The sequence below is a fragment of the Leifsonia sp. 10L418 genome, assembly GCF_056395445.1.
The window spans coordinates 537,116-551,096 of sequence record NZ_JBFTJN010000001.1 but is presented as its reverse complement, the minus strand read 5'-3'; the positions used below and the strand labels follow the sequence as shown (position 1 = coordinate 551,096).

The 13,981-nt window shown below is 65.1% G+C and carries 12 protein-coding genes and 1 tRNA gene; 11 read left to right on the top strand and 2 right to left on the bottom strand.

The window, feature by feature from the left end:
• The first annotated feature begins 30 nt into the window (after positions 1 to 30).
• From AC1DCF_RS02555 to AC1DCF_RS02535, 5 genes are all read left to right on the top strand, one after another.
• Positions 31 to 1,473: an MATE family efflux transporter gene (locus AC1DCF_RS02555; RefSeq protein ID WP_477209635.1), complete on the top strand. Its 1,443-nt coding sequence runs from the start codon at positions 31 to 33 to the stop codon at positions 1,471 to 1,473.
• Positions 1,474 to 1,791: 318 nt separating this feature from the next.
• Positions 1,792 to 2,835: a hypothetical protein gene (locus tag AC1DCF_RS02550; protein ID WP_477209634.1), complete on the top strand. Its 1,044-nt coding sequence runs from the start codon at positions 1,792 to 1,794 to the stop codon at positions 2,833 to 2,835.
• A 247-nt stretch (positions 2,836 to 3,082) separates the two neighbouring features.
• The gene (locus AC1DCF_RS02545; protein WP_477209633.1) at positions 3,083 to 3,982 is read left to right on the top strand and encodes a MetQ/NlpA family ABC transporter substrate-binding protein; all 900 of its coding nucleotides are present in this window, start codon (positions 3,083 to 3,085) and stop codon (positions 3,980 to 3,982) included.
• A gap of 111 nt (positions 3,983 to 4,093) precedes the next feature.
• Positions 4,094 to 5,137 carry a methionine ABC transporter ATP-binding protein gene (locus AC1DCF_RS02540; RefSeq protein ID WP_477209827.1) on the top strand — a complete coding sequence of 348 codons (1,044 nt, stop codon included), beginning with the start codon at positions 4,094 to 4,096 and terminating at the stop codon, positions 5,135 to 5,137.
• Between the two features lie 2 nt (positions 5,138 to 5,139).
• Positions 5,140 to 5,799, top strand: coding sequence for a methionine ABC transporter permease (locus AC1DCF_RS02535; RefSeq protein ID WP_477209632.1), 660 nt, complete (start codon positions 5,140 to 5,142; stop codon positions 5,797 to 5,799).
• A 175-nt stretch (positions 5,800 to 5,974) separates the two neighbouring features.
• Here AC1DCF_RS02535 and AC1DCF_RS02530 read toward each other — a convergent pair whose 3' ends face one another.
• The gene (locus AC1DCF_RS02530; protein ID WP_441792647.1) at positions 5,975 to 6,466 is read right to left on the bottom strand and encodes a MarR family winged helix-turn-helix transcriptional regulator; all 492 of its coding nucleotides are present in this window, start codon (positions 6,464 to 6,466) and stop codon (positions 5,975 to 5,977) included.
• Positions 6,467 to 6,655: 189 nt separating this feature from the next.
• Between AC1DCF_RS02530 and AC1DCF_RS02525 the strand changes: the two genes are divergently transcribed.
• The 3 genes from AC1DCF_RS02525 (at position 6,656) to AC1DCF_RS02515 (ending at position 9,240) form a co-directional block, all read left to right on the top strand.
• Positions 6,656 to 6,727, top strand: a tRNA-Gln gene (locus AC1DCF_RS02525).
• Between the two features lie 111 nt (positions 6,728 to 6,838).
• Positions 6,839 to 8,263, top strand: a complete 1,425-nt coding sequence (gene glmU, locus AC1DCF_RS02520) for a bifunctional UDP-N-acetylglucosamine diphosphorylase/glucosamine-1-phosphate N-acetyltransferase GlmU (RefSeq protein WP_477209631.1) — start codon at positions 6,839 to 6,841, stop codon at positions 8,261 to 8,263.
• The gene (locus tag AC1DCF_RS02515; RefSeq protein WP_441792645.1) at positions 8,263 to 9,240 is read left to right on the top strand and encodes a ribose-phosphate diphosphokinase; all 978 of its coding nucleotides are present in this window, start codon (positions 8,263 to 8,265) and stop codon (positions 9,238 to 9,240) included. Before glmU ends, AC1DCF_RS02515 begins: the two co-directional genes overlap by 1 nt.
• A gap of 181 nt (positions 9,241 to 9,421) precedes the next feature.
• Here the strand turns inward: AC1DCF_RS02515 and gndA are convergent, their stop codons facing one another.
• Positions 9,422 to 10,825 carry an NADP-dependent phosphogluconate dehydrogenase gene (gene gndA / locus AC1DCF_RS02510; RefSeq protein ID WP_477209826.1) on the bottom strand — a complete coding sequence of 468 codons (1,404 nt, stop codon included), beginning with the start codon at positions 10,823 to 10,825 and terminating at the stop codon, positions 9,422 to 9,424.
• 256 nt (positions 10,826 to 11,081) lie between these two features.
• On the opposite strand from gndA, the gene AC1DCF_RS02505 reads away from it, so the two are divergent.
• From AC1DCF_RS02505 to AC1DCF_RS02495, 3 genes are all read left to right on the top strand, one after another.
• On the top strand, positions 11,082 to 11,594 hold the full coding sequence (locus AC1DCF_RS02505) for a gluconokinase (RefSeq protein ID WP_477209630.1): 513 nt from the start codon (positions 11,082 to 11,084) through the stop codon (positions 11,592 to 11,594).
• Positions 11,594 to 12,994, top strand: coding sequence for a GntP family permease (locus AC1DCF_RS02500; RefSeq protein ID WP_477209629.1), 1,401 nt, complete (start codon positions 11,594 to 11,596; stop codon positions 12,992 to 12,994). The genes AC1DCF_RS02505 and AC1DCF_RS02500 overlap by 1 nt, the downstream gene beginning before the upstream one ends.
• Before the next feature lie 137 nt (positions 12,995 to 13,131).
• Positions 13,132 to 13,905 carry an SDR family oxidoreductase gene (locus tag AC1DCF_RS02495; protein WP_477209628.1) on the top strand — a complete coding sequence of 258 codons (774 nt, stop codon included), beginning with the start codon at positions 13,132 to 13,134 and terminating at the stop codon, positions 13,903 to 13,905.
• The last annotated feature ends 76 nt before the right edge of the window (positions 13,906 to 13,981 follow it).

Below are 13,981 nucleotides of genomic sequence, written 5' to 3'. Positions count from 1 at the left end.
GCGCTCGAACCTGCCCGGAAGGGAACAACCATGAGCACCACAACAGTCCAAGAGGCACCAGCCGGACGCGTCGACAGTAACCGTTGGTATCTCTCGTCCGCACCGATCGTCCGATCCCTGGTGCACCTCTGCGTGCCGATGGCGGCTGCGATGATCGTCGGAGCGATCTACAACCTCATCAACGCCGGATTCATCGGCTCGCTGCACAGCACAGTGTTGCTTGCTGCGATCACCCTCGGTTCCCCAATCCTTGGCCTGGTCATGGCTGTCGGCAATGTGTTCGGTGTCGGCGGCGGTGCGCTCATGTCGCGGTTGCTCGGCGCGGCCAAGCATGATTCCGCGAAGGCCGGCGAGATCAAGCGCGTCTCGTCGTTCTCTTTCTGGGGATCGGTCATCACCGGGGCCGTGATTGGTGGCATCGGGCTGCTGCTGCTGAACCCGCTTGTGTCGCTGCTCGGCGCGAACGCCGCAGCCGTGCCCGCGACGAGTGCGTTCGTGGGCGTCATGCTCGCCTTTGTGCCCGTTCTCGCCGCGGCGGTCTGCCTCGAGCAGCTCGTCCGGGCCGAGGGGGCCGCCCGCCAGGTCATGGTCGGGCTCATTGCGTCCACGATCGCGAACCTCCTATTCGACGTCCTGTTCATCCTCGTGCTGCCCTGGGGAGTCGCCGGCGCGGCGCTGGCGACAGGTCTGTCGAACCTCGGCGTAGTCCTCTACTTCGTTGTCTGGCTGACCCGAAACAGCGAGCATGTGAGCCTCGCTCCACGGTGGTTCACGCTCGCGCCGACCGTTCTGAAGCCTGTTCTTGGCGTTGGCGTCGGCACGCTGCTGCAGTCCGCCTTCCTCATCGTCACCGCCCTGGTGCTCAATAACCTCGCAGCCGCGTATGGCGACGGCCCGCTTGCAGCCATGGGCGTCGCGGTGCGCATTGCCCAGGTACCGGAGTTCCTCATCATGGGCGTCACGCTCGGAGTGCTGCMGCTGCTTGCCTACTCATACGGCAAGGGGGACCGGAGCCGTCTCTCGTCGGCGCTCCGCACATCCGCAATCACGGTCGGCGGTATCGCACTCATCAGTTCGGTGGCGGTCTTCATATTCCGCGACCAGGTGTTCGCGGCCTTCGTCGCTGACCCGTCGGTTCTCGCGATCGGCGTCGTTGTCCTCACAGCTCAGCTCGTCGCGATGGTCGCGAACGGATTCACGGGTCTCATCACCTCGCTTTTCCAAGCCACGGGACGCGCTCTGCCGGCAACTGTGATGTCGGTGACGCAGGGTGTCTTGTTCATCCCAGTCGTACTCCTCGGAAACCTCTGGTTCGGGCTCGGCGGCATCATCTGGGCGCTGACGGTCACCGAGGTCGCCGTGCTCCTCGTCGGTCTCGTGATGTGGCTCGCATCCCGCCGCGCGATCGACCGCGGCCTCGCCGAAGGCAGCCCCGAGCGGGCAGAAGCGGTACTGGAGGAGGCCGCAGCCTGAGCACCGTCGCCGGTCCTTGATGCGAGCCGCCTAGACAATCTTGGGGCGGAGGATGCACACAGGAGGAGATTCTGCGACACACCGCCCAAGGCCGGCTGGCGAGGGCGGCGAGTTGCAGAAGTTCCTCCTTTGCGTCGGGTCGGGTGGGGTGGGTCGGCTTGGATGCTCGGTGGGGCGTATGGAGGCAAGCCCGCCTAGGATGTGGGTGGCTGCACGCCCGGCCGGCGGAGGGGGATGGGGATGAATCCAGCGGAATTGCATGTCGGCCCGCGCGGGCGACGACTGTGCCTCGAGTTCGCACGGCACCAGGGCGGTGGCATGCGCGAACCCACGGAGTTGGGCGAGGCGCTCTTCTTCGCCGCCTACGATGTCGATCCGGGCCGGGGAACCTCGCGGGTGCTCTTCGGCGACGGGCTCGAGAGCTCCACGCGGCCGGATCGTTCGCCGAACGACGTCGCGCGTCTGCTCACGGATGACCCGCTCGTCGAGCCGGACGCACGTGCGTTGCTTCTCGCACTCGCCGCTTCCGTCAACTCCGCCCGGTACTGGCAGTACCCCGATGGCGAGGACATGCTCGCCGCGACGCCAGAGCTTCGAGGACCGTTGGCGCGCGTCGGAGCCCTGATCGCTGAGTCATCCCACTCGGGATGGTGGGCGACTCCGCTCGAGGGCTCGGCGCAATGGGAGGTTGCGTTCGCCGGAACGACTGCGGCGGAGGCGGCTCGGATGCCCGCCGCGAGCACACTCGAGCAGTGGCGGGCAGCGCAGGTCAGCGAGGAATTGAGCAACGCTGAAAGAGATCGGCCGTCCGACCCGCGCGCCGGGTGGAGCGGCTCCTGGTGGTCGAAACCACCCGGCGGCCTGACACGCAGCACACGTGCGCTCGATGGCATTGGCCCCGTCGGCCTGTGGTTCGTCGAAGACGCCATGGGGTGGGATTCGGCGACGGTTCGCCAGGTGCAGGTTCCCCGAGACGCGCGAGTCTATGAGATCGACGGCCCCGAGGCCTGGGCCGATCTCTGCCGGCGCTATCCACTGGAAGTCACCGCGTCGCGCCGGCACGATTGGTACCTCACCACCGCTCGAAACGGCCGCTGGGTCATCCCGGACTGGGCTCAGGTCGCGCGCGATTTCGACGCGGTGCACCTCACCGTGGCCGGCTATCTGACGACGGCCGGGCGGGCCATTCCGGTCGACAATGACCGCATGACCGTGCTGGCCGGTTGGGACCCAGACCAGACCCACTGGCTCATTGACGTCGCGCGTGACGAATCCCGCATCCGCCTGTGGCTCCGCGACGACTCCGAGGGGTGGGCCGTTTCTGACGCAGATGGGAACGAGCCCGGGGCGAACGAGACCTGATCGGCGGGTTTCCGGCGTTTCCAGGCGATCCTGCGCGACCCACCGCATCCGCTCGCAGAAGCTGTGACGGAGTGTGACGTAACGTCCAGCGGGCCGAATTTTCTCCAGCTAACGTAGTAGATGTGCCTCGCAACGCAGCGGCACAGACCCCCACCCTTTTGCACCGGTGGATTTTCTGTGCCGATTTTGCCCTCTCATCGAACTTCGGTGCAGGCCGGCGCACACAGCGAAAGGGAAAGTAACAAACGTGAAGAAGAAGATTTTGGCCGCCCTCGCGGTTGTACCCCTCGTGGCACTCCTCGCCGGTTGCGCAGCAGTGGCCGGCGGCGGCAACGCCGAGAAGACCGACAGCGCCGACAAGGTCGTCAAGATCGGCGTCGTCAACGCCGGCGACGCCTACTGGGCCGACTACACGAAGGCTGCCGCCGACGAAGGAATCAACGTCGAGATCGTCAGCTTCTCCGACTACCCGCAGCCGAACCCGGCGCTGACCGAGGGCGAAATCGACCTCAACCAGTTCCAGCACATCGTCTACCTCGCCGACTACAACGTGTCAGCGAAGCAGGATCTGGTGCCGGTCGGCTCCACCGCGATCTACCCGCTCGGCCTCTACTCGACCAAGGTCAAGGATGTCGCCGAGATCAAAAAGGGTGACACGGTCGTCGTTCCGAACGACAACAGCAACCAGGCTCGCGCCCTGCTGATCTTGCAGTCGGCCAAGCTCATCACGCTCAAGAGCGGCGGCAGCATCTTCTCCGACCTGACCGACATCGACACCGAAAAGTCGAAGGTTCAGGTCAAGGCGCTGGAGGCCGCACTGATCCCGACCTCGCTGCCGGATGTCGCAGCAGCCGTCATCAACAACGACTTCGTCGCCAAGGCCGGCCTCAGCCTCGACGACGCCATCGCGAAGGATGACCCCAGCGACCCGAACGCTCTGCCCTACGTCAACGTCTTCGCCGCACGCGCCGAAGACAAGGACAACGCGACCTACAAGAAGCTCGTCGAGATCTACCAGAACTCGAAGGCCGTTCAGGATGGCGTGCTGAAGGTTTCCGGCGGAACCGCCGTGCTGCTGAAGACCCCGGTTGCCGACCTCGAAGCGTCGCTGGCCAAAGTTGAAAAAGACACCGCTGCTCAGAAGTAGCACCCGGCACCACCGCACCACCCGCATCATCCGCACGATCCTGCAGTCCCGCTCATGCCCACAAGGCGCTAGCGGGACTGCTTGGTCGTGAATGCACCGATGAAGGAACTCATGTCAGTCGCCCCGCACACCGTTGTTGAACTCCGCGGAGTCAGCAAGGTCTATCCCGCCACCGCCAAGGGAGGTTCGCCGGTCGTCGCCATCGACGATGTGAGCCTCACCGTCGAGGCGGGCGATGTGTACGGCATCATCGGCTACTCCGGCGCCGGCAAGAGCACGCTTGTGCGTCTGGTCAACGCCCTCGAGCTGTCGACCTCGGGCGAGATTCTGGTCAATGGGACGACGATCACCGGTCTGTCTGAGCGGGAGCTCCGGCCGGTCCGGGCCGGCATCGGCATGATCTTTCAGCAGTTCAACCTGCTGAACTCCCGCACCGTCGCGGCAAACATCGCATACCCGCTCGAGGTCGCCCGAGTGCCGAAGGCCGAGCGCACGGCCAGGGTCGCCGAGCTTCTCGAGTTCGTCGGACTCGGTGACAAGGCCAAGGCCTACCCGGACCAGCTCTCGGGCGGGCAGAAGCAGCGCGTCGGCATCGCCCGCGCGCTGGCGACCTCGCCCAGCATCCTTCTCGCCGATGAAGCGACGAGCGCACTCGACCCCGAGACCACGCATGAGGTGCTCACGCTCCTCAAACGCATCAACCAAGAATTCGGCGTCACGATCATCGTGATCACCCACGAGATGGATGTCATCCAGACCATCGCGACGAAGGTCGCCGTGATGGACCAGGGACGAGTGATCGAGCGGGGCGACGTCTTCGACGTGTTCTCGAATCCGCAGCACGCGGCATCCGCCCGGTTCGTCTCGACCGTGGTGAAGGGAGTTCCCTCGGAAGCAGAGCTGGAGACGCTGCAGGCGCGTCACGCCGGTCGAATCGTCACCCTGACCTTCCGCGACGAAGCCGTCGACCAGACCGCCGTGTTCGGCGAGCTCACCCGGGCCCAGGTCGCTTTCGAGGTGGTCTACGGCGGTATTCATGAGATCCAGGGACGCCCGTTCGGTCATCTGACCCTGTCACTCTTGGCCGACGACGCGGTTGTCGACTCGGCGCTGACCCGCATTCGAACGCTCACGACCGTGACGGAGGTGCGTTAGAGATGGATGCTTTCCTCGATTTGCTTCCCCAGTTCGGCACGGCGGCAGTTGAGACGCTGTACATCGTCGGTCTCACACTGCTTTTCGGCGGGATCGGCGGCCTCATCGTCGGTCTCGGTCTCTATCTGACCCGCGCGGGCAACATCCTCGCGAACCGTCCGATTTCGGTGATTCTCAATGTGCTGGTGAACTTCGTCCGGCCGATCCCGTTCATTATTTTCATCGCCGCCGCTCAGCCGCTGGCGCGTGTGGTCGTCGGAACCGGTATCGGCAACGCGGCGGTGATCTTCACGATCTCGCTCGCCGCGACCTTTGGCATCGCGCGCATCGTCGAACAGAACCTGATGACGATTTCACCCGGCGTCGTTGAGGCCGCCCGCTCGGTGGGTGCCAGCCCGCTGCGGATCATTTTCACCGTGCTGCTGCCCGAGGCCCTTGGCCCGCTGATTCTCGGCTACACCTTCGTCTTCGTGGCGCTCGTCGACATGGCGGCCGTCGCCGGCGCCGTTGGGGGAGGCGGGCTCGGAGACTTCGCGCTCACCTACGGCTACCGGCAGTTCAACCCGGTCGCCACCTGGGCCGCGGTGCTGGTGATCATCGTGCTCGTGCAGGTCGTGCAGTTCTCCGGCAACTGGCTGGCGCGGAAGGCGTTCCGGAGGTAGGGATCCCGGTGATCGAGCCTGTCGAGATCCGGTGACCGGGTCTCGAGATCGGCTCGCGTGGTCTCGACAGGCTCGACCAACGACGGGGAGCGTTTGGGGATCGGCTCGCGGGGTCTCGAGACACGGGCTCGCTACGCTCGCTCGCCCTCGACCAACGGGATCGTCGGTTCGCGAGTCAGTCGAAGTCGAGCGAGAGCTTGCGCAACAGCCCGGCGAGGCGTTCCTGATCCGCCGCCGACAGGGTGGCGAGCAGTTCGGCCTCGGCGTCGACGAGCCGGGTGATCGCGGCATCCACACGCGTGAGCCCGCCCGACGTCATGCCGACCAGGATGCCTCGTCCGTCGTTCGGGTCGGTGCGCCGCGTGACGAGACCACGTTCGACGAGCCGGTCAATCCGGTTCGTCATGGTTCCGCTTGAAACGAGAGTCTGCTGCAGCAGCAACTTCGGGCTGAGCTCATACGGATGCCCGGCCCGGCGAAGCGCGGACAGCACGTCGAACTCCCACGACTCCAGTTCGGAGCGCGAGAAGGCGGTGCGCCGGGCGCGGTCCAGATGCTTCGACAGGCGGCCGACCCGCGACAGCACCTGCAACGGCGCAAAGTTCAGATCCGGCCGTTCGCGCAGCCAGGCGTCAACGATTCGGTCGACTTCATCACTGGCGGGCATCCCTCTATTATCGCGGCTCTCGAGCGAAACCCCGGGGAAGAAGCAGCGTGCGCCCCAGTGTTTGTCGGCAAATCGAAGCGTGTGCGGCGGTGAGTTGCCCGCAAAGTTGTGCCCACACCCGCGCGCGCGGCGCGGCAAGCCTCTCTGATCTGGCAGACTTGAATGCGATACCGGCCCCGGCCGGCGTCATCCGCCGTGGTGTAATGGCAGCACGACAGCCTTTGGAGCTGTTAGGTCTAGGTTCGAGTCCTGGCGGCGGAGCAATTTTTTTGCCAGTGACGATCTCAGCGACCAGCATCACCTGCTTCAGCACCTGCAGCATTTACGGCCCCGATCACCCGGAACAGTACCTGCAGAACTCAAGGAAACGATATGACAGACCAGAAACTCGCCATCGTTGTTCTCGCCGCTGGGCAGGGCACCCGAATGAAGTCGGCGCTTCCGAAGCTCCTGCACCCCCTCGCCGGCATGCCGATCGTGGGCCACGTGCTCGCCACCGTGCAGACGCTGGACGCCGCACACATCGTCTCGGTCGTTCGACACGAACGAGACAGTGTCGCCGCAGTGATCACTGCGCAGCTGCCCGAGAGCGCGATCGTCGACCAAGACGAGATCCCCGGAACCGGCCGTGCCGTCGAGCAGGCTGTCGCCGCGCTCCCGGCCGACTTCGACGGTGACATCCTCGTCGTCAACGGCGATGTTCCGCTGCTCGACGCCGACACCCTCGCCGAGTTCATCGCCGCGCACCGCGCCGGCCGGGCATCGGCCACCGTGCTCTCCGCGATCTTCGACGATGCGACCGGCTACGGACGCATCATCCGCTCGGAGTCCGGAAGCTTCGACCGCATCGTCGAGCAGAAAGACGCGACAGAGGCCGAGAAGGCCGTCGACGAGATCAACGCCGGCGTCTACATTTTCGCGGCCGCCGAATTGCGCGACCAGCTGGCGCACCTCGACACCGACAATGCGCAGGGCGAGAAGTACCTGACAGATGTCGTCGGTCTGCTCCGTGCGGCGGGCTCCGACGTCACCGCGGTGCCCGTTGCCCACTCGTGGCTCGTGGCCGGGATCAATGACCGCGCCCAGCTCAGCGAAGCCGCCCTCCGCCTGAACGCGCTGATTGTGCGCGGCTGGCAACTGGCCGGCGTGACAATCGTCGACCCGGCGACCACGTGGATCGACCTCAAATCGCAACTGGCTCCGGATGTGACGCTGCTGCCGGGAACGCAGATCCAGGGGGCGACCGTGGTCGCCACCGGCGCGATCGTCGGACCAGACACCACCCTGCTCGACTGCGAGATCGGCGAGAACGCTGTGGTGAAGCGCACCGACGCGACCCTTGCGGTCGTCGGCGCCGGGGCATCCGTTGGACCGTTCGCCTTCCTTCGACCGGGCACGATCCTGGGCGAGAACGGAAAGATCGGCACCTTCGTCGAGACGAAGAACGCGACGATCGGCGAGGGCAGCAAGGTTCCGCACCTCAGCTACATCGGTGACACCGTGGTTGGCGTCGGCTCCAACGTCGGAGCGGGCACCATCACGGCGAATTACGACGGCGTGAACAAGCACAAGACGGTCGTCGGCTCCCATGTTCGTACCGGATCGCACAACGTGTTCGTCGCCCCGGTTAGAATTGGTGACGGAGCCTACACCGGAGCGGGAACTGTCGTGCGCAAAGACGTTCCCGCTGGATCGCTCGCGATCAACGTGGCTCCGCAGCGCAACATGGCTGGCTGGGTTCAGGCCAACCGCCCAGGAACAGACGCGGCGAAGGCTGCATCAGAAAGCGGAGACTAGTGTCGGAGATCAAGACCAAGGGCGAGAAGCGACTAGTACTGGTATCGGGGCGAGCGCACCCGCAGCTGGCCACCGAGATCGCAGAAGAGCTTGGTTGTGATCTGGTTCCCACCGACGCACGCACCTTCGCGAACGGTGAGATCTACGCTCGATTCGACGAGAGTGTGCGCGGCAGCGATGCCTTCGTTATTCAGTCGCACACCGCGCCGATCAACGAGTGGCTGATGGAACAGCTGATCATGGTTGACGCTTTGAAGCGCGCCTCCGCCAAGCGCATCACGGTTGTCGCCCCGTTCTACCCCTATGCCCGTCAGGACAAGAAGGGCCGTGGCCGCGAGCCGATCTCGGCGCGCCTTGTCGCCGACCTGTTCAAGGTCGCCGGCGCAGACCGCATCATGTCGATCGATCTGCACGCCGCTCAGATCCAGGGCTTCTTCGACGGCCCCGTCGACCACCTCTTCGCGATGCCGGTGCTGCTCAAGCACATGCGCGAACAGCTCGACCCGTCGACGCTGACCGTCGTCTCTCCGGACATGGGCCGCGTGCGCGTCGCCGACATCTGGAGCGACAAGCTCGGCGCCCCCCTGGCCATCATCCACAAGCGCCGCGACCCGCTGGTTCCGAACCAGGTCTCGGTGCACGAGATCGTCGGCCAGGTCGAAGGCCGCGTCTGCCTGCTCGTCGATGACCTCATCGACACCGGCCGCACCATCGTCAAGGCTGCCGAAGCCCTGCGCGCTGCCGGTGCGATCGGCGTCGTCGTCGCGGCCACTCACGCCGTTTTCAGCGACCCGGCCATCGAACTCCTGCAGAGCGATGCGATCTCGTCTGTCGTCGTCACCGACACCCTCCCGGTGCCGGAGGAGAAGCGCTTCCCGACCCTGACCGTGCTTCCGATCGCACCGCTCTTGGCTCGCGCCATCCGCGAGGTCTTCGAAGACGGTTCGGTCACCTCGATGTTCGACGGTGCTGCGTAACGCGTCACCGCACTGACACAGAACGCCCGCACCCCGGAGCAATCTCGGGGCGCGGGCGTTTTTGTCTGCACGGATGTCGCAGCGCACGTGAGCGGGCGCAGCCGGGTACACGAACGCCGAGGGTGACCGTGACGGTCACACTCGGCGAAAGTGGTGGTGCGAGTGGTGCGATTACTGCGAACTAGTGCGAGGAACCCGCCGACTCGATCTCGGTGCGGTCGCCCGACCACAGCGTGTGGAACGTGCCGGGCATGTCGACGCGCTTGTAAGTGTGCGCACCGAAGAAGTCACGCTGTCCCTGCACGAGGGCGGCGGGCAGACGCGGGCTGGCCAGCGAGTCGAAGTAGCTCAGGGCCGACGCGAAGCCGGGAACCGGGATGCCAGACAGTGCGGCCGTCGAGACGATCCGGCGCCAGGCCGCTTCGCCGTCGGCGACAGCCTGGGCGAAGTACGGGTCAACGAGCAGGCTCGTGATCGAGGAGTCGTTCGCGTAGGCATCCTTGATGCGGTTCAAGAACTGGGCACGGATGATGCATCCGCCGCGCCAGATCGTGGCGATGGCGCCCTTGTCGATGTTCCAGTCGTACTTCCCGGCACCGGCGATGATGGCGTCGAAGCCCTGCGCGTAGGCGACGATCTTCGAGGCGTAGAGCGCGGCGCGCACGTCGTCCTGGAAGGTGTGGCCGACAATGGCGATCTCCGGGCGGGCGGTGATGGTGGCGCGAACCGGTCCACGCTGCTCGGGGTGGCTCGACACGGCGCGGGCGAAGACCGCTTCGGCGATGCCGCCGACGGGAACGCCGAGGTCGAGAGCGTTCTGCACAGTCCAGACGCCGGTTCCCTTGGATCCTGCTTCGTCGAGCACGATGTCAACGAACGGCTTGCCGGTCTTGGCGTCAACCTGGCGCAGCACCTCGGCCGTGATCTCGATCAGGTAGCTCTCGAGCTCGCCCGTGTTCCACTCGGCGAAAATGTCGGCGATGGCGGCGGGGGAGTGCCCGCCGACCTGGCGGAGCAGGTCGTAGGCCTCGGCAATGAGCTGCATGTCGGCGTATTCGATGCCGTTGTGGATCATCTTGACGAAGTGACCGGCGCCATCCGTGCCCACGTGCGTGACGCAGGGGACACCGTCGACGACGGCGGCGATCGACTCAAGGATCGGGCCGAGGGTCTTGTACGCCTCAACGGAGCCGCCGGGCATGATGCTCGGGCCCTTGAGAGCGCCCTCTTCGCCACCGGAAATGCCGGCGCCGACGAAGTTCACGCCCGTGGCGCGCACCGTCTGCTCACGACGGATGGTGTCGTGGAAGTCGGCGTTGCCACCGTCGACGATGATGTCACCGGGCTCGAAGAGCGCGGTGAGCTGGTCGATGACCGCGTCGGTACCCTTGCCGGCCTGCACCATGATGATGGCGGTGCGGGGGCGGGCGAGCGAGGCGACAAAGCCTTCGATGGTCTCGGAGGCGACGAAGCCGGCCTCGGGGTGCTCAGTGGTGAGCAGTCGGGTGCGTTCGGGGGAACGGTTGTACACGGCGACGGTGTTGCCCTCGCGGCTGGCCAGGTTGCGGGCGAGGTTTGAGCCCATCACCGCCAGTCCTACTACGCCAATGTTTGCCTGTGCTGCGCCGGTTTCGGCCACGTTCGCTCCTTCAGGTTGCTGGTTTTCAGACCACGTCAAGGCTACTGCGTCACCGGTGCGGATGCCGCCGACGGCGCCTGGCGAGTGATTTTGACAGAGCAGATGTAAATGTTAGCGTTTGACATTGAAATCTGATTTATTCAACGCTGAACGCGAAATGAACAGATCCAAAGCAGCATCTGATCTAAGTAGCGGAGCGTCAATGAGTGATGAAATCCAGTACCCCATCTGCGTGATGGGCGTTCAGGGAAGCGGGAAATCCACTATCGGCCGGTCTCTCGCCGTCGCCCTGGGTCTGCGCTTTTTCGATGGTGACGACCTGCACAGTGTCGAAGCCAAAGCCAAGATGGCCTCCGGGCATCCGCTTACCGACGACGACCGTCTGCCCTGGCTGGCGCGCATCGCCGAGGTCATCGCGGATGCCGCCTCCCACGGCGAGCCCATCGTCGTCGCCTGTTCAGCGCTCAAGCGCAGCTACCGCGACCTCATGCGTGAGACGGTTCCCACCTTGTATTTCGCGCAGCTCGAAGGCTCCCAGGCTTTGATCGCCGAGCGCCTCTCGCACCGCAACCACGAGTACATGCCCCCCACACTTCTCGATTCGCAGTTCGCCGCGCTGGAGCCTTTGGCCTCCGACGAGGCCGGAACGCGCGTTTCGCTCACGCTCACCCCCGACGAGATCGTCGCGGAAATCATGAAAGAGATAGGACACTGATGACCGATCTAGAGATGAACTGGGTGTTGTCGACACCCGCGCTTCTCGGCATTGCCGCCGGAGCGATCGCACTGCTGCTGGTGCTGATCATGAAGTTCAAGGTTCACGCATTCCTGGCCCTCATCCTGGTCAGCCTGCTGACCGCCATCGCCACGGGCATCCCGAACGCGGCCTTGGTGAAGGTCTTGACCGACGGATTCGGTGGAACGCTGGCAACAGTCGCTCTGCTCGTGGGTCTCGGCGCGATGCTCGGCCGGATGCTGGAAACCAGTGGCGGCGCACAGGTGCTGACGGATGCCCTCATCCGCAAGTTCGGTGAGAAGCGTGCCCCGCTCGCCCTCGCCGTTGCTTCGCTGATGTTCGGTTTCCCGATCTTCTTCGATGCCGGCCTGGTCGTCATGCTGCCGATCATCTACTCGGTGGCTCGCCGCCTGGGCGGATCGTTCCTGCTGTACGCCTTCCCGTCGGCCGTGGCCTTCTCGGTCATGCACATCTTCGTGCCGCCGCACCCGGGCCCCGTCGCGGCAACCGGCCTGCTCGGCGCCGATGTCGGACTCGTGCTGATCTTCGGTCTGCTCGTCGCACTGCCCACCTGGTACTTCGTGGGGCACCTGTTCGGACGCTACGTCGGCAACAAGTACAACATTCCGGTTCCGTCGATCCTGCGGGGCACGACGAACGACTTCGTTGACTTCGCTTCCGCTCCCAAGCTCGGCACCATCTTGACCTTGCTGCTGCTGCCGCTCGTCCTGATCTTTATGAACACCGGCCTCAACATGCTCGCCACAGCCGGCGTCGTCTCGCTCGACGACACCTGGGTGCAGGTGCTGCGCATGCTCGGTGAGACCCCCGTCGCCCTGCTGATCACCGTGCTCCTCGGCATGATCTTGCTCGGGTGGAGGAAGGGCAAGTCGTCCACCCTGATCGAAGCTGTCGTCGACAGCGCCCTCGGCCCGGTGTGTGCCGTCATCCTGATCACCGGCGCCGGTGGAATGTTCGGTGGCGTGCTGCGCGCCAGCGGAATCGGCAATGCGATCGCCGAATCACTCGATCAGATCGGTCTGCCGGTCATCGTTGCCGGCTTCGTGATCGCCGCCGTCGTGCGTATCGCCCAGGGTTCGGCCACCGTCGCACTCACGACGGCTGCCGCTCTCGTGCAGCCCGTCGTGTTCGGAAACCCCGACTTCAGCCCGGTGCAGCTCGCCGCGATCGTGCTGAGCCTCGCTGCCGGCTCGGTGTTCGCCGGCCACGTCAACGACTCCGGCTTCTGGCTGGTCAGCCGGTTCTTCGAAATGGACACCAAGACGACGCTGAAGACCTGGACCGTTGGTCAGGCCCTCGTCGGTGTCATCGGATTCGTCATCGCGCTGACGATCTTCCTCGTCGCCGGACTGTTCTAGTTTGATTGGGGAGGGGAAGCGTGCTTCCCCTCCCTTTTCTGTACCTGCTGTGCCCGCTGTACCTGCTTGACCTTCTGTACCTGCTTCACCTTCTGTACCTGCTTCACCTGTTGCCTCTTGCTGAAAGGCGGTGCCCGATGGCATCCACACTCTTCGACATCACGGGGCGCGTCGCGCTCGTCACCGGATCCAGCCGTGGAATTGGGCGGGCCATCGCCGACGGCCTGGCCGAAGCCGGCGCGATCGTCGTGCTGAACGGCGTCAACCCCGAGCGCCTCGCCGAGACCCACGCCGATTTCGTTGCCCGCTTTGGAGCCGACCGGGTATTCGCGCGCGCCTTCGATGTGACGGATGCCGACGCCGTCGCCGCCGGGATCGCCTGGGTTGAAGAGACCGTCGGTCCGCTGCGCATCCTCGTCAACAACGCCGGTGTGCAGCACCGTGTGCCGATGCTCGACCTCGACGTCGCCGACTGGGAGCGCGTGCTGAAGACCAACCTCACCAGCGCGTTCCTCGTCGGACGCGAAGCCGCACGCCACATGATTCCGCGCGGCGAGGGCAAGATCATCAACATCGCGTCGGTGCAGACCGACCTGGCGCGCCCGACGATTGCGCCGTACACGGTGTCGAAGGGTGGCATCCGCAATCTGACCCGCGCCATGACGGCCGAATGGGCCGAGCACGGTCTGCAGATCAACGCCATCGCCCCCGGCTACATCCACACCGAGATGACTCAGAACCTCGTCGACGACGAGAAGTTCAACTCCTGGATTCTCGGCCGCACCCCCGCGCACCGCTGGGGCACCATCGAAGACCTCGTCGGCCCGGCCCTCTGGCTCGCCGGTGACGGTTCGAAGTTCGTCAACGGGCAGGTCGTCTTCATCGACGGTGGCATGACCGTCGTCGTCTGACCCGTCCTGACCCGTCCTGACCCGTCCTCCCCAGTTTTCCCATCCCGCGAGACTGCAGTAGTGGCCGCTTAGATCG